This window comes from Streptomyces virginiae (genome assembly GCF_041432505.1).
In the GTDB taxonomy this organism is placed as follows: Bacteria; Actinomycetota; Actinomycetes; order Streptomycetales; family Streptomycetaceae; genus Streptomyces; species Streptomyces virginiae_A.
The window spans coordinates 4,228,684-4,243,054 of sequence record NZ_CP107871.1 but is presented as its reverse complement, the minus strand read 5'-3'; the positions used below and the strand labels follow the sequence as shown (position 1 = coordinate 4,243,054).

Sequence of the window (14,371 nt, the reverse complement as noted above, 5' to 3'; positions counted from 1 at the left end):
CCCCCCGGTCCGAGGACCGGGGGGCTTCTTCGTTACAGAGCGGACAACGCGACTCGAACGCGCGACATCCACCTTGGCAAGGTGGTGCTCTACCAACTGAGCTATGTCCGCAGGTGCGCCGTAACGCGAGAACTACTATACCCAACCTCGCTCGCGTGCGAGACGCACGGCCGTGTGCCGGTTCTCCGCACCCAGCTTCGTCGCCGCCGAGGACAGGTAGTTGCGTACCGTCCCCTGCGACAGCGAGGCCCGCTCCGCGATCTCCGCGATCGGTGCCCCGTCCGCCGCGAGTTCGAGTACCTCCGCCTCGCGCGCGGTCAGCGGAGAGTCCCCCGCGCTGATCGCGTCGGCCGCCAACTCCGGGTCCACGTAGCGGCCTCCGGCGTGCACGGTCCGGATCAGCTCGGCCAGCCGCTGCGCCGAGACGGTCTTCGGGGCGAAGGCCCGCACACCCGCCGCCAGTGCCCGCTTCAGGTGCCCGGGGCGGCCGTGGCTGGTCACGATCATGGTCTTGCAGCCGGGCAGTTCGGCCCGCAGGGATGTGGCGACACTCACACCGTCGGCTCCCGGCATCTGCAGGTCCAGCACCGCCACGTCCGGCCGGTGGGCCCGCGCCATCGCCAGTGCCTCGGGGCCCGAGGCCGCCTCCGCGACGACGAGCAGGTCGTCCTCCAGCGCGAGCAGCGCCGCCAACGCGCCCCGGATCAGGTGCTCGTCATCGGCGAGCAGTACGCGTACGGGGCTCACGCCCGCACCTCCAGTCCTTGCAGTCGTCGGTCCGGGATCTGTGCCATCAGTCGGAACCGGCCGTCGCCGACCAGCCCCGCCTGCAACGTCCCGTCCAGGGCCGCGAGTCGTTCCCGCAGCCCGGCCAGCCCCGAACCGGGCGGCCCGGTCGGGGTCTCGGGAGCCCCGTCGTTCTCCACCACCAGCGTCACGGCGCCCGTCTCCGCGGCGGTCAGCCGGATCAGGCAGCGGTGCGCGTCCCCGTGCCGCAGGATGTTCGTCGTCGCCTCGCGCACCACCCAACCGAGGGCCGACTGGACCTCGGCGGGCAACTCCGTGCCCCGCGCGGCCAGGAAGTCCACACGGCAGTCCATCCCGGCCGCGCTGAGCACGCCGCGCGCGCCCTCCACCTCCACCGAGAGGTCCGCCTGCCGGTAGCCCCGCACCACGTCCCGTACCTCCCGCTGGGACTCCTGGGCGATCCGCTGCACCTCGATCATCTGCTCCACCGCCTCCGGCCGTTCGCGCCGGGCCAGCTGTATCGCCAGCTCGCTCTTGAGCGCGATCACCGCCAGGTTGCGGCCCATCACGTCGTGCAGGTCACGGCCGAACCGCAGCCGCTCCTCCGCCACCGCGAGCCGCGCCTGGACCTCGCGCGAGCGGTCCAGCTCGTAGACCGTTCTCAGCAGCCACGCCGAGAAACCGCAGGTGGCGCCGAAGAACAGGCTCCCGAGCAGGATGCCCACGCAGTACCCCAGCGCCGTGGCGGCCGGCGTGCCCAGGGCGAGTGCGGCCAGCCCCGTCGCGACCGCCGCCACCGGCGGGATGTACCGCATCCGCTTCACCGACCGCAGGCACAGGACCAGCGATCCCGAGGCGAACCAGATCAGCCCTGCCACCAGCGTCGGCGCCACGGCCGCCTCGGAGATGTGTCCGACAGCCCGGAGCGTGAGCACGGCCAGGGTGCACACGGCCGTCGTGACGACCACCGCCACCGCCGTCCGGGTGGGGCGTTCGCGCCGGCCCACCACCCAGTGCAGCGCCTGGTGGGTCAGCACCCCGCACAGCACCGCATGGGCGCAGACCATGAGGAGCAGGGCGAGGGCCAGCAGGACCGAGGGCCTCGAAGGGGCGGTGGCGGCCACGGGCATCAGCCCGAAGGAGGTGATCTCCAGCACGACGAAGAGATGGAACGACCCCCTCGTGTAGAGCTCGACCTTCCCCGCGGTGCTGCGGTTCTTCCACCACCCGGTCATCTTCGACACGGTCCCCGTCCCCCGACTCGCTTCACCGGCGCGGTTCCCAACGGAACCACCTCCGCACAGAAAACACGGTGATCACGATCCAGGCCAATGTGTTCAGTCCGGCGCCCAGCAGGTCCCCGCCCGCCGAGCCGCCGCTCCACCCGGCCCGCACGAGGTCCATCACCCCGCTCAGCGGCAGCAGTTCGCACAGCGACGCCGCCAGGTCCGGCAGCGAGTCCGTCGGGAAGAACAGCCCGGAGCCGAGCACGGTCGCCAGGAACAACGGCAGCGTGGTGAGGCCCGCGGTCTCCACGGTGCGGGTGAACGAGCTGGTCAGCGCGGAGAACCCGGCCAGCAGCACGATGCCCGCGAGCACGGCCACCACGAGCAGCAAGGGGTTCCGCGGCATGCGCACGTCCAGGACGGCCGCACCGGCCACGGCGATGACGGTGATCTGCCCGAAGGCCAGGACGGCGGCCGGCAGGGCGGTTCCGGCGATGATCTCCAGGTCGGTCGCCTCGCCGGTACGGAGCCGCTTGAGGACGAGCTCCTCGCGCCGGGCGACGTAGGCGGAGACCAGGTTCATGTGGACGACGAGGATCAGCACCATGCCGATCCCGCCGGTCAGGGTGGCCTCGCCGAGGGCCTCGGCACCCTCGGCCCCGCTCAACGAGGAGCGCAGGATGAACACCATCAGCAGGGGCATCAGGACGGCCAGGGTGAGCGCCGCCCGGTTGCGTACCAGCAGGGTCAGTTCCGAGCGGCCGAGCGCGACGAGCCGGCCGGGGTTCAGGGTGAGCGTGTTCATCGGGTCCCCGCCTTCGTGTCCTCGGTGCGGCCGCCGGTGGTGCGGCGGTTCTCCGCGATCTCCAGGAAGGCCTCCTCCAGGGAGGCGGTCCGGGCGTCGAGCCCGACCAGTTCCACGTCGCACTCCCGGGCCCAGTCCAGCAGTTCGGCCAGGTCCCCCTGGAGGCGGTCGGTACGGATCTCCACGCGCTGCCCGTCGGCCGCCGCGCGCAGCGTCAGCGGGAGCCGGGCGGCGGGCACCTCGGCCGGCAAGGTGAAGCGGATCCGGGCCGGGCGGGTGGCGGTCACCTCGGCCGGGCTGCCGGAGAGGACGAGTTCCCCCTCGTGGAGGATGGCGAGCCGGTCCGCGAGCTCCTCGGCCTCCTCCAGGTAGTGCGTGGTCAGCAGCACCGTGGTGCCCTGGTCGCGCAGCGCCCGGACGAGCGCCCAGGTGTCCCGGCGCCCCTCCGGGTCCATGCCGGTGGTCGGTTCGTCGAGGAAGAGCACCTCGGGCCGGCCGAGCAGGGCCAGCGCGAGGTCCAGGCGCCGTCGCTCGCCGCCGGACAGCTGCTTGACGCGTACGGAGGACCGCGCGGCCAGGCCGACCAGTTCCAGCACCTCCGCCGCCGGGCGGGCGCCGCTGGTGACCCCGCCCCACATGCGGACGGTCTCGGTCACCGTCAGGTCGGAGGGGAAACCGCCCTCCTGGAGCATGACGCCGGTGCGCGGGCGGACCTCGGCCCGCCGCGTGTACGGATCGAGCCCGAAGACGCGCACCCGGCCCTCGCTGGGCGCGGCCAGTCCCTCCAGCAGTTCGACGGTGGAGGTCTTGCCCGCGCCGTTGGTGCCGAGCAGCGCGAAGATCTCGCCCCGGGCCACGGAGAAGGACACGCCCCGTACGGCCTCGAATCCTCCTGCGTAGCCGCGGCGCAGGCCGTCGGCTTCGATCACGGTGTCAGTCATGATCCAAGCTTCGCGGCGCCCGCGCCGGGCGGGCAGTGCGCGCTGTCACCGCCCCCGATGACATTTGTCAGGGTCGGTGTCGTCGGTGTGGAAGTCGGGGAACACGAAGAAGGCCCCGATCGTAATGATCGGGGCCTTCTCGATACAGAGCGGACGACGCGACTCGAACGCGCGACATCCACCTTGGCAAGGTGGTGCTCTACCAACTGAGCTACGTCCGCAAGCACTGCATCGCCCTGAGGCGATGCGTGCATCACTCTACCCGATCCACCGCAGTGGTTCGGGAGTGATGCAGAGCGGGTGACAGGAATCGCACACTGCGCCTTCCCTCTGGAAGAGGGATGTTCTGCTACTGAACTACACCCGCACGACCTCGGAGGCTGTGACCTGCGGTCTGGCCCCTCGGCGTGATCCACACACTAGCCGACACATGGGGGTGCATGGCAAATCGACGCTCAGTGGGCCGCGTTGTAGGCCTCGTAGATCTTCTTCGGGATGCGGCCGCGCGGCGGCACCTCGAACTGGTTCGAGCGGGCCCAGGCGCGGACGACGGCCGGGTCGGGGGCGACGGCGGTGTGCTTGAAGACCTTCCCCGAGCGCGACTGGCGACGGCCGGCGGCCACGAAGGGGGCCAGGCCCTTCCGCAGTTTCTTTGCGTTCGCCACATTGAGGTCGATCTCGTAGGACTTTCCGTCCAGAGCGAACACGACCGTTTCCGCCGCTTCCCCGCCGTCGATGTCGTCGGAGAGCGTGACTACTACGCGCTGCGCCACGGATATCGGTCCCTTCGTGCGACGTCGCCACCTGCTGACGTGCGGTGATGTCGCCTGTGTGGATGTTTCGGGGCAATGCAACTTTCATCCGGAATCCGGAGTGATTCCTTTGTACCTCGATTCCCATTGCATTGCGAAGCCCAGTTAATTCTCTCCGCGTGTCCCGCCGCAATGCCGGGCACGTGGTTTTCCGGCGGATTTTGCGAAGCGTTGGTGAAGCCGAAACGGCGCGGTGATCAGGGCCCCGAGATATCTACCCGCGTAGAAATTTCAGCCGGGTACGCTGAGGGAACCGCCTTCGCACCAACCACCACACGGGAGTGCCCGATGGCACGCGTCGTAGTCGACGTCATGCTCAAGCCGGAGATCCTCGACCCCCAGGGCCAGGCGGTGCAGCGTGCACTGCCGCGCCTGGGCTTCGAGGGGATCGCCGACGTCCGCCAGGGGAAGCGCTTCGAGCTCGAGGTGGAGGGACCGGTCGACCAGGCCGCCCTCGACCGCATCCACAAGATGGCCGAAACGTTCCTCGCCAACACCGTCATCGAAGACTTCACCGTGAAGGTCGAGGCCTGACGGTGACCACTCGCATCGGAGTCGTCACGTTCCCCGGAACGCTCGACGACCGTGACTCGCTGCGCGCCGTCCGCCTCGCGGGGGCCGAGCCGGTCTCGCTGTGGCACCGCGACAAGGACCTGCACCAGGTCGACGCGGTCGTCCTCGCGGGCGGCTTCTCCTACGGGGACTACCTGCGCGCCGGGGCCATCTCCCGCTTCTCGCCGGTGATGGAGACCATCATCGAGCAGGCCAAGGGCGGCATGCCCGTCCTGGGCATCTGCAACGGCTTCCAGGTCCTCACCGAGGCCCACCTGCTGCCGGGGGCGATGCTCCGGAACAACCACCTGCACTTCATCTGCCGCGACCAGAAGCTGCGGGTGGAGAACGCGGAGACCGCGTGGACCGGCGACTACACCGCCGGCCAGGAGATCTCCGTACCGCTCAAGAACATGGACGGCCGCTACACCGCCGACGAGCGCACGCTCGACGAACTGGAGGCCGAAGGTCGAGTGGCCTTCCGCTACCTGGACGGCAACCCGAACGGTTCGCTGCGCGACATCGCCGGCATCACCAACGCCGCGGGCAACGTCGTCGGCCTCATGCCGCACCCCGAGCACGCGGTCGAGCCGCTGATCGGGACGGGCCGCACCGACGGCCTCCCGTTCTTCACCTCGGTCCTGAAGAAGCTGGTCAGCGCATGAGCCTCGACACCGTCAAGAACGCCACCGAAACCCCGGACGCCTCCCAGCCCTGGAAGGAACTCGGCCTCAAGGAGGACGAGTACGCCCGGATCCGGGAGATCCTCGGTCGTCGCCCCACGGGCGCCGAGCTCGCCATGTACTCGGTCATGTGGTCCGAGCACTGCTCCTACAAGAGCAGCAAGGTCCACCTGAAGCAGTTCGGTGAGAAGGCCCCCCAGAACGACGCCATGCTCGTCGGCATCGGCGAGAACGCCGGCGTCGTCGACGTCGGCCAGGGTTACGCGGTCACCTTCAAGGTCGAGTCGCACAACCACCCGTCCTACATCGAGCCCTACCAGGGCGCGGCCACGGGCATCGGCGGCATCGTCCGCGACATCCTCGCGATGGGCGCCCGCCCGGTCGCGGTCGTGGACCCGCTGCGCTTCGGCGCCGCCGACCACCCCGACACCCGGCGCGTCCTGCCCGGCGTCGTCGCGGGTATCGGCGGCTACGGCAACTGTCTGGGCCTGCCCAACATCGGCGGCGAGGTCGTCTTCGACGCCTGCTACCAGGGCAACCCGCTGGTCAACGCCGGCTGCATCGGCGTGATGAAGCACGAGGACATCCACCTCGCCCAGGCCTCCGGCCCCGGCAACAAGGTCATCCTCTACGGCGCCCGCACCGGCGGCGACGGCATCGGCGGCGTCTCGGTCCTCGCGTCCGAGACCTTCGACGACACCAAGCCCACCAAGCGCCCCGCGGTGCAGGTCGGCGACCCCTTCCAGGAGAAGCTCCTCATCGAGTGCACCCTGGAGATCTTCAAGGAGAAGCTGGTCGCGGGCATCCAGGACCTCGGCGGCGCCGGGCTCTCCTGCGCGACCTCCGAGCTCGCCTCCGCCGGTTCCGGCGGCATGCGGGTCGAGCTGGACACCGTGCCGCTGCGCGACGCGACGCTCTCGCCCGAGGAAATCCTCATGAGCGAGTCGCAGGAGCGCATGTGCGCGATCGTCGAGCCGCAGCACGTCGACCGCTTCATGGAGATCTGCGAGAAGTGGGACGTCATCGCCACCGTCATCGGTGAGGTGACCGAGGGCGAGCGCCTGGAGATCTTCTGGCACGGCGAGCAGATCGTGGACGTGCCCCCGGGCACCGTCGCCCACGAGGGCCCCGTCTACAACCGCCCCTACGCGCGCCCCTCCTGGCAGGACGCGCTGCAGGCGGACGACGCCGGCAAGCTGCCGCGGCCGCAGACCTCCGAGGAACTGCGCGCGCAGGTCCTCGCGCTGGTCTCCTCCCCGAACCAGGCGTCGAAGTCGTGGGTCACCGACCAGTACGACCGCTTCGTCCAGGGCAACACCGTCCTCTCGCAGCCCGAGGACGCGGGCATGGTCCGTATCGACGAGGAGTCCAACCTCGGCGTGGCCATGGCCACCGACGGCAACGGCCGCTTCGCCAAGCTCGACCCGTACACGGGCGCGCAGTTGGCGCTGGCGGAGTCGTACCGCAACGTGGCGGCGACCGGCGCCAAGCCGCTGGCCATCTCCGACTGCCTGAACTTCGGTTCCCCCGAGGACCCGGACGTCATGTGGCAGTTCGCCGAGGCCTGCCGCGGTCTGGCGGACGGTTGCCTGGAGCTGGGCACCCCGGTGACCGGCGGCAACGTCTCGCTGTACAACCAGACCGGTGACATCGCGATCCACCCGACCCCGGTCGTGGCGGTCCTCGGTGTGATCGACGACGTCAACCGCCGTACGCCGATGGCGTTCTCGGAGGCCGGCCAGCTGCTGTACCTGCTGGGCGACACCGCCGAGGAGTTCGGCGGTTCGGCCTGGTCGCAGGTGGTCCACGACCACCTCGGCGGCATGCCGCCGAAGGTGGACCTGGGCCGCGAGAAGCTGCTCGGCGAGATCCTGATCTCCGCCTCGCGCGACGGCATGATCGACGCCGCGCACGACCTGTCCGACGGCGGCGTGATCCAGGCGCTCACCGAGTCCTGCCTCAAGGGCGGCAACGGCGCGCGCGTCGTGGTCCCCGAGAGCCTGGACGCCTTCACCTTCCTGTTCTCCGAGTCCGCGGGCCGCGCCATCGTGGCCGTCCCGCGCAGCGAGGAGCTCCGCTTCACCGACATGTGCGGTGCGCGCGGCCTGCCGGTCACCCGCATCGGTGTGGTGGACGGCGAGGAGATCGAGATCCAGGGCGAGTTCACCCTTCCCCTGGCCGAGCTCCGCGAGGCCCACGAGACGACGATCCCGGCCCTGCTGGCCTGATCGCACCGCCTCTCCCGCGAGCCCCCGACCCGAATCCGGCGGTCGGGGGCTCGCGGCGTCGGTACCGTCGCCCGGCCCGCGCCTCGACGAGCTGTTCACCGCCTACGCCACCGCCACCGCCTACGCCTACGCCACCGACACCGCGCAGCGGCGCTGTCGCACCGGGCCGGTGCTGCCGGCCCCCGAGTAGGGTCGGAGCATGCCGCCCCGAGGGAAGAAGCCGCGTACCTACGACCCCGTCCGGATCCGCACGGCCGTCACCGCGCAGTTCGCGCATGTCTGTCGGGCCGTCGCGGAGTTGGGGCCCGAGCAGCTGGCGCGCCCCAGCGGGCTCGGGGACTGGAGCGTCGCCGAACTGGCCGGGCACATCGCCTGGATCGCCGACTCGCTGGCCGGCGGACTCGCCCGGCCGCCCGCCGCCGTCGCCGAGCTGTCGGCCGTCGAATGGCCCTTCGCCACCGCCTCCCTCGCCGGGAAGATCTCCGAGGCGGCCAGGGAAACCCTGACCGGGGCCCCGCTGCCCGAGCTGTTCGAGCGGGCGGCCGACCGGATGGAGCGGGCGCTCGCGGCGAATCCGGGTGACCGCGTGCTCGACCTGTGGATCGGGGACATGACCCTGGCCGACTTCCTGGTCACCCGGACCGTGGAACTGGTGGTCCACACCGACGACCTGAACCGGGCCGCCGGACTGGACATCCCGATCGACCGGCAGGCGCTGGCCGCCTGTACCCGGCTGCTCGCCGACGCCCTCGCCCTCAAGGCACCGGGCGGTGCGGTCGAGGTCCGCGTCCCGCCCTTCGCGGTGGTCCAGTGCATCGAGGGCCCGCGACACACCCGCGGCACCCCGCCGAACGTCGTGGAGACCGACCCGCTGACCTGGATCCGGCTGGCGACCGGGCGTACGCGGTGGGCCGCGGCGCTGGACGAGGCGCACGTACGGGCCGGCGGCGAGCGGGCCGATCTGTCGGCGCTGCTGCCGCTGATGAGCTGAGGGGGAACGACCATGGTGGAACCGGCCTCGCGCCCGCTCCGTCCCAGGGACATGCCTACCTTCCGGCACGTCCCCGCCGCCGCGGGCCTGGCCCTCGTCGTCGCGCTCGCCCTGACCGGCTGCGGCCAGGGCGAGGACGCGCGGGGCGCCCGACTGCCCGATCCCCAGGGTTCCTGGGCCGTCGAGTCCCTGACCACGGGCGGCCGCACCCTGCACGCGCCCGAGAGCGCCCACCTCGACATCGGTCCGAACCAGGTCAAGGGCAACTACGGCTGCAACGGCTTCACGGCGGTCGCGGCCTTCGCCGGCACCTCCTCGGTGACCGTGACGCCCGGCGCCTCGACCACCATGGCCTGCGCGGACATGGAGTTCGAGACGGCCTTCGCCAAGCTGTTCCGGGGCAGGTTGACGATCGACCGCGGCCCCGACCGGCTCACCCTGAAGACCGCCGACGGGAGCACCATCGCCATGACGTCGGCCCCCGCGGTCACCGACGCCCCGCTCACCACGACCGAGTGGACCGTGGAGTCCCTGGTCAGCGGTGGGACCGCGGCCTCCTTGCCCGCCGAGGCGGCCGGGAAGTCACGATTCACCATCGCCCCGGACCTCACCGTGAGCGGCAACCTCGGCTGCAACCGGTTCAGCGCCCAGGTGACCGTGGAGGGCTCCACGGTCACCTTCGGGCCGCTGACCTCGACCCGTATGGCCTGCGAGGGGCCGGTGGGCGAGGTCGAGCGGACGCTGACCGGACTGTTCGGCAGCGGCCCGCTCACCGCGAAGGTCGAGGGCCGGACCCTCACCCTCACGGCGCCCGACGGCAAGGGCCTGACCGCCAGGGCGGCCTCGGCCGCCGAGTGAGCACGACCGCGGTCAGGCCGGGTACGGCAGCAGCTGGGCGTCCACCTTCTCCCAGGCCGCCCGCAGCTGCGCCAGCCGGGCCGGTTCCACGGCGGCCTTGTCGGCCTGTTCGCGGACGTCCCCGGCCAGGTTGAACAGCTGGTCCTTGCCCGCCTTGCCGCGGTAGTACTTCCAGTCCCCCCGGCGCAGCGCGCGCTCGCCCCGGACCCGCCAGAACAGGTCCCGTTCGGCGACCTTCTCGCCGCGCAGCAGGTACCCGGCCAGGCTCGCCCCGTCCAGCGGGTAGGCGGGGTGCGGGCGGGCCCCGGCGACCTCCAGCAGCGTCGCCGTCCAGTCCGGGCTGAACACGGGGACGTGGCTGACCTGGCCGCCGTCCAGCCGGGCGGGCCAGCGCGCGATGTTCGGCACGCGGATCCCGCCCTCCTGGAGGGAGGCCTTGTTGCCGGACAGCGGCCAGTTGTACGAGAAGCGCTCGCCGCCGTTGTCGCTGGAGAAGACCACGAGGGTGTCCTGCTCCTGGCCGGAACGCTTCAGCGCCTCCAGGACCTTGCCGATCGAGCGGTCGAGGTCCTCGACCATCTCCTTGTACTTCTCGACCGAGCCGCCGTCCTGGTGCCACAGGGCGCGCCCGTCGCCCGCCTTGATCCGCCGGACGATCTCGGCGCTCTGCTCGGTGTCCCCGTCGGCGATCCACGGCCAGTGCGGGGTGGTGAAGTTGAGGTTCAGCAGCCACGGCTTGCCGTGGTGGTCGCGGGAGACGTACTCGCTCGCCCGCTCGGTGATGATCCGGGTGTAGTAGCGCAGGTCCTTGTACTCGGCGTCGCCCTCGTAGAGGTCGTACTCGCCGCCCAGACCCAGCTTGGAGTAGTACTCCAGGGCGCCACCGAAGTTGCCGAAGAACTCGTCCCAGCCGGATTTGGTCGGGCTGTAGTCGGGCAGGTAGCCCGCGTGCCACTTGCCGATCAACGCCGTGGAGTAGCCCGAGGACTTCAGGAGCGAGGCCAGCGTCGGGTGCGTGGGGTCCAGACCCACCGACTTGTCGGCGATCGGTTCGGCCAGCCCGCCCTTGGTACGGGCCGGGTAGCGCCCGGTGTACAGGCTGAACCGGGTCGGCGAGCAGGTCGCGGAGCCCGAATAGGCGTCGGTGAACCGGACGCCCTGGCGGGCGAGACGGTCCAGGTTCGGGGTCTTGATGTGCGGGGAGCCGTACGAGGAGAGGTCGGCCCAGCCCAGGTCGTCGCCGAGGATGAACAGGATGTTCGGCCGACGGGACGGTCGGGGCCGCCCGGCCCGGAACTCCCGCTCCTGCGGCGCGTTCCGTCCGTCCCCGGGGGTCGGGGCCGCGGCGGCCGGAGCGGCGCCCAGGCCTACCGCCGCGGCGGCCGCGCTCACGCCGACCGCGCCGCCGAAGGCGCGCCGGGACAGGTGGGGTTCGTACGAGGTCACAGGTACTCCAAGGCATGGCCCGCCGGCCCGCCCCGGGCGGCGCGGGACGGCGCGCGGCACGACAGGGCAGGCTCGGGCAGGGATCAGGAAGAAAAAGAACGAAAAGCGGCGTGTGACTACGCAGAACAGCGACAGATGGCGCTCGCGACACGGACAAGGTCCACGTGCCGGCGCTCGACGAGGGTGACGGTTCGGTCACCGAGAGGCTGCATGAGGCGAGAGCCTGTACGAATGCCCATGGGGCTGTCAACAAGGGCATTCCGGATACCGAGACGGAATGGATCGGTCACCCTCTGTGCTGTGACATTTCCCGGCCGTCCCCAATTCGGACCAGTGGTCGATCTCGCCTACACTCGGAAGCGTGCCTCGTGGTGATGGACGACTCAACCACGACCTGCTCCCCGGCGAAAAGGGCCCCCAGGACGCTTGCGGCGTCTTCGGTGTCTGGGCTCCGGGTGAAGAGGTCGCCAAGCTCACCTACTTCGGACTGTATGCACTGCAGCACCGCGGACAAGAGTCCGCGGGAATCGCTGTGAGCAACGGTTCCCAGATCCTCGTCTTCAAGGACATGGGCCTCGTTTCCCAAGTCTTCGACGAAACCTCTCTCGGCTCGCTCCAAGGTCATATCGCGGTCGGTCACGCCCGCTATTCGACCACCGGGGCCTCCGTCTGGGAGAACGCTCAGCCGACCTTCCGTGCGACCGCCCACGGCTCCATCGCCCTGGGTCACAACGGCAACCTGGTGAACACCGCCGAGCTTGCCGAGATGGTCGCCGACCTCCCCCGTCAGGACGGCCGCGCCACCCAGGTGGCCGCCACCAATGACACCGACCTGGTCACCGCCCTGCTCGCCGGTCAGACCGACGACGAGGGCAAGCCCCTGACCATCGAGGAGTCGGCCGCCAAGGTCCTGCCTCAGGTCAAGGGCGCCTTCTCCCTCGTCTTCATGGACGAGGGAACCCTCTACACCGCCCGTGACCCGCAGGGCATCCGCCCGCTGGTCCTCGGCCGCCTGGAGCGCGGCTGGGTGGTCGCGAGTGAGACCGCCGCCCTCGACATCTGCGGCGCCAGCTTCGTCCGCGAGGTCGAGCCGGGCGAGCTCATCGCGATCGACGAGAACGGTCTGCGTACCTCGAGATTCGCGGAAGCGAAGCCCAAGGGCTGTGTCTTCGAGTACGTCTACCTGGCTCGCCCGGACACCGACATCGCCGGCCGGAACGTCTACCTCTCGCGTGTCGAGATGGGTCGGCGCCTGGCCAAGGAAGCCCCGGTCGACGCCGACCTGGTGATAGCGACGCCGGAATCCGGCACGCCCGCCGCCGTCGGATACGCCGAAGCCAGCGGGATCCCGTACGGATCCGGCCTGGTCAAGAACGCCTACGTGGGCCGGACCTTCATCCAGCCCTCGCAGACGATCCGCCAGCTCGGCATCCGGCTCAAGCTCAACCCCCTCAAGGAAGTCATCCGGGGCAAGCGCCTGGTGGTCGTCGACGACTCGATCGTCCGCGGCAACACCCAGCGCGCGCTGGTCAAGATGCTCCGCGAGGCCGGTGCGGCGGAGGTCCACATCCGGATCTCCTCGCCGCCGGTGAAGTGGCCGTGCTTCTTCGGCATCGACTTCGCCACCCGGGCCGAGCTGATCGCCAACGGGATGACGGTCGACGAGATCGCCACCTCCATGGGCGCGGACTCGCTCTCCTACATCTCGCTCGACGCGATGATCGAGGCGACCACCATCCAGAAGCCCAACCTCTGCCGTGCCTGCTTCGACGGCGAGTACCCGATGGAGCTGCCCGACCCGCAGCTCCTGGGCAAGCAGCTCCTGGAGACCGAGCTGGCCGGCGGCACGGACGCCGCCGACGCGCTCCGTCGCCCGTAGCCCTGGCTCAACCTGCGCCGGGCCCTGTCTTTGAGGCTTCTCCCAGGGCCCGGCACCACACGCAGTAACGACACGAAAGCTCTCTCCTGTCATGACAGAGAAGACCACCGGTGCCAGCTACGCAGCCGCAGGCGTGGACATCGAAGCGGGCGACCGCGCCGTCGAGCTGATGAAGGAGTGGGTGAAGAAGACGCAGCGCCCCGAGGTCCTCGGTGGCCTCGGCGGCTTCGCCGGCCTCTTCGACGCCTCCGCCCTCAAGCGCTACGAGCGCCCGCTGCTCGCCTCGGCCACCGACGGCGTCGGCACCAAGGTGGACATCGCCCGCCAGCTCGGCGTGTACGACACGATCGGCCACGACCTGGTGGCGATGGTCATGGACGACATCGTCGTCTGTGGCGCCGAGCCGCTCTTCATGACCGACTACATCTGCGTCGGCAAGGTGCACCCCGAGCGTGTCGCGGCGATCGTCAAGGGCATCGCCGAGGGCTGCGTCCTCGCCGGCTGCGCCCTGGTGGGCGGCGAGACCGCCGAGCACCCCGGCCTGCTGGGCCCGGACGACTTCGACGTGGCCGGTGCCGGAACGGGCGTCGTCGAGTACGACCGCCTGCTCGGCGCGGATCGCATCCGTACGGGGGACGCCGTCATCGCGATGGCTTCGTCCGGCCTTCACTCGAACGGGTACTCGCTGGTCCGCCACGTCCTCTTCGAGCGCGCCAAGATGTCGCTGGAGAGCCACGTGGAGGAGCTCGGCCGCACCCTCGGCGAGGAGCTCCTGGAGCCGACCAAGATCTACTCGCTGGACTGCATGGCCCTCACCCGGACGGCCGAGGTGCACGCCTACTCGCACATCACGGGCGGTGGCCTCGCGGCGAACCTGGCCCGGGTGATCCCGGACCACCTGCACGCCACGGTCGACCGCTCGACCTGGGCCCCCGGCGCCATCTTCGACCTGGTCGGCAAGGCCGGTCAGGTGGAGCAGCTGGAGCTGGAGAAGACCCTGAACATGGGCGTCGGCATGATGGCCGTCGTTCCGCAGGAGTCGGTGGACGTGGCGCTGACCGCGCTGGCCGACCGGGGTGTCGACGCGTGGGTCGCGGGCGAGATCCTGGACCGCGGTGCCCACACCGAGGGCGCGACCATGACCGGTTCCTACGCGAGCTGAGCAGCACTGAAACCCGGCCCGGGGCGATGCCCTGGACCGGG

Annotated in this window: 14 protein-coding genes and 3 tRNA genes; 7 read left to right on the top strand and 10 right to left on the bottom strand. The window is 70.5% G+C overall.

From position 1 onward, the window contains the following. Positions 1-38 precede the first annotated feature (38 nt). The 8 genes from OG624_RS19780 to OG624_RS19745 all read right to left on the bottom strand — a co-directional run bounded on the left by OG624_RS19780 (position 39) and on the right by OG624_RS19745 (position 4,492). Positions 39-111 (bottom strand) — tRNA-Gly (locus tag OG624_RS19780). 24 nt (positions 112-135) lie between these two features. Next, complete coding sequence (locus OG624_RS19775; protein ID WP_030009443.1) at positions 136-747, bottom strand: response regulator transcription factor; 612 nt, start codon at positions 745-747, stop codon at positions 136-138. After that, positions 744-1,991, bottom strand: a complete 1,248-nt coding sequence (locus OG624_RS19770; RefSeq protein ID WP_033223396.1) for a sensor histidine kinase — start codon at positions 1,989-1,991, stop codon at positions 744-746. Before OG624_RS19770 ends, OG624_RS19775 begins: the two co-directional genes overlap by 4 nt. A 22-nt stretch (positions 1,992-2,013) precedes the next feature. Next, on the bottom strand, positions 2,014-2,778 hold the full coding sequence (locus tag OG624_RS19765; protein ID WP_033223399.1) for an ABC transporter permease: 765 nt from the start codon (positions 2,776-2,778) through the stop codon (positions 2,014-2,016). Beyond that, positions 2,775-3,719: an ABC transporter ATP-binding protein gene (locus OG624_RS19760; protein WP_033223400.1), complete on the bottom strand. Its 945-nt coding sequence runs from the start codon at positions 3,717-3,719 to the stop codon at positions 2,775-2,777. The genes OG624_RS19765 and OG624_RS19760 overlap by 4 nt, the downstream gene beginning before the upstream one ends. A gap of 148 nt (positions 3,720-3,867) precedes the next feature. Continuing rightward, positions 3,868-3,940 (bottom strand) — tRNA-Gly (locus OG624_RS19755). Positions 3,941-4,014: 74 nt separating this feature from the next. Further along, positions 4,015-4,086, bottom strand: a tRNA-Gly gene (locus OG624_RS19750). An 88-nt stretch (positions 4,087-4,174) separates the two neighbouring features. After that, on the bottom strand, positions 4,175-4,492 hold the full coding sequence (locus tag OG624_RS19745) for a histone-like nucleoid-structuring protein Lsr2 (RefSeq protein WP_033223404.1): 318 nt from the start codon (positions 4,490-4,492) through the stop codon (positions 4,175-4,177). A gap of 327 nt (positions 4,493-4,819) precedes the next feature. Between OG624_RS19745 and purS the strand changes: the two genes are divergently transcribed. From purS to OG624_RS19720, 5 genes are all read left to right on the top strand, one after another. Beyond that, positions 4,820-5,065 (top strand): phosphoribosylformylglycinamidine synthase subunit PurS, encoded by a 246-nt coding sequence (gene purS, locus OG624_RS19740; RefSeq protein ID WP_030009438.1) that lies wholly within the window; start codon positions 4,820-4,822, stop codon positions 5,063-5,065. Between the two features lie 2 nt (positions 5,066-5,067). Continuing rightward, positions 5,068-5,748 carry a phosphoribosylformylglycinamidine synthase subunit PurQ gene (purQ, locus tag OG624_RS19735; protein WP_030768819.1) on the top strand — a complete coding sequence of 227 codons (681 nt, stop codon included), beginning with the start codon at positions 5,068-5,070 and terminating at the stop codon, positions 5,746-5,748. After that, on the top strand, positions 5,745-7,994 hold the full coding sequence (gene purL, locus OG624_RS19730; RefSeq protein WP_371588045.1) for a phosphoribosylformylglycinamidine synthase subunit PurL: 2,250 nt from the start codon (positions 5,745-5,747) through the stop codon (positions 7,992-7,994). Before purQ ends, purL begins: the two co-directional genes overlap by 4 nt. A gap of 199 nt (positions 7,995-8,193) precedes the next feature. Continuing rightward, entirely contained in the window at positions 8,194-8,985 is a 792-nt protein-coding gene (locus OG624_RS19725) for a maleylpyruvate isomerase family mycothiol-dependent enzyme (RefSeq protein WP_033223409.1), read from the top strand. Between the two features lie 51 nt (positions 8,986-9,036). Beyond that, the gene (locus OG624_RS19720; RefSeq protein WP_033223411.1) at positions 9,037-9,843 is read left to right on the top strand and encodes an META domain-containing protein; all 807 of its coding nucleotides are present in this window, start codon (positions 9,037-9,039) and stop codon (positions 9,841-9,843) included. A gap of 12 nt (positions 9,844-9,855) precedes the next feature. Here the strand turns inward: OG624_RS19720 and OG624_RS19715 are convergent, their stop codons facing one another. Both OG624_RS19715 and OG624_RS19710 read right to left on the bottom strand, forming a co-directional pair. After that, complete coding sequence (locus OG624_RS19715; protein WP_033223413.1) at positions 9,856-11,289, bottom strand: sulfatase-like hydrolase/transferase; 1,434 nt, start codon at positions 11,287-11,289, stop codon at positions 9,856-9,858. A gap of 116 nt (positions 11,290-11,405) precedes the next feature. Next, the gene (locus OG624_RS19710; protein ID WP_324617183.1) at positions 11,406-11,501 is read right to left on the bottom strand and encodes a putative leader peptide; all 96 of its coding nucleotides are present in this window, start codon (positions 11,499-11,501) and stop codon (positions 11,406-11,408) included. Positions 11,502-11,650: 149 nt separating this feature from the next. Here OG624_RS19710 and purF point away from each other — a divergent pair, with 149 nt between their 5' ends. After that, positions 11,651-13,168 carry an amidophosphoribosyltransferase gene (purF, locus tag OG624_RS19705; protein ID WP_030726287.1) on the top strand — a complete coding sequence of 506 codons (1,518 nt, stop codon included), beginning with the start codon at positions 11,651-11,653 and terminating at the stop codon, positions 13,166-13,168. Positions 13,169-13,259: 91 nt separating this feature from the next. Further along, complete coding sequence (purM, locus tag OG624_RS19700) at positions 13,260-14,330, top strand: phosphoribosylformylglycinamidine cyclo-ligase (RefSeq protein ID WP_371639649.1); 1,071 nt, start codon at positions 13,260-13,262, stop codon at positions 14,328-14,330. Positions 14,331-14,371 lie beyond the last annotated feature (41 nt).

What these genes read in the sequence shown, in the direction of transcription:
- OG624_RS19765 (WP_033223399.1), bottom strand. Translation starts at nt 2,778, where the DNA reads ATGAACACGCTCACCCTGAACCCCGGCCGGCTCGTCGCGCTCGGCCGC.
- OG624_RS19760 (WP_033223400.1), bottom strand. Translation starts at nt 3,719, where the DNA reads ATGACTGACACCGTGATCGAAGCCGACGGCCTGCGCCGCGGCTACGCA.
- purS (WP_030009438.1), top strand. Translation starts at nt 4,820, where the DNA reads ATGGCACGCGTCGTAGTCGACGTCATGCTCAAGCCGGAGATCCTCGAC.
- purL (WP_371588045.1), top strand. Translation starts at nt 5,745, where the DNA reads ATGAGCCTCGACACCGTCAAGAACGCCACCGAAACCCCGGACGCCTCC.
- OG624_RS19725 (WP_033223409.1), top strand. Translation starts at nt 8,194, where the DNA reads ATGCCGCCCCGAGGGAAGAAGCCGCGTACCTACGACCCCGTCCGGATC.
- OG624_RS19720 (WP_033223411.1), top strand. Translation starts at nt 9,037, where the DNA reads ATGCCTACCTTCCGGCACGTCCCCGCCGCCGCGGGCCTGGCCCTCGTC.
- OG624_RS19710 (WP_324617183.1), bottom strand. Translation starts at nt 11,501, where the DNA reads ATGCAGCCTCTCGGTGACCGAACCGTCACCCTCGTCGAGCGCCGGCAC.
- purM (WP_371639649.1), top strand. Translation starts at nt 13,260, where the DNA reads ATGACAGAGAAGACCACCGGTGCCAGCTACGCAGCCGCAGGCGTGGAC.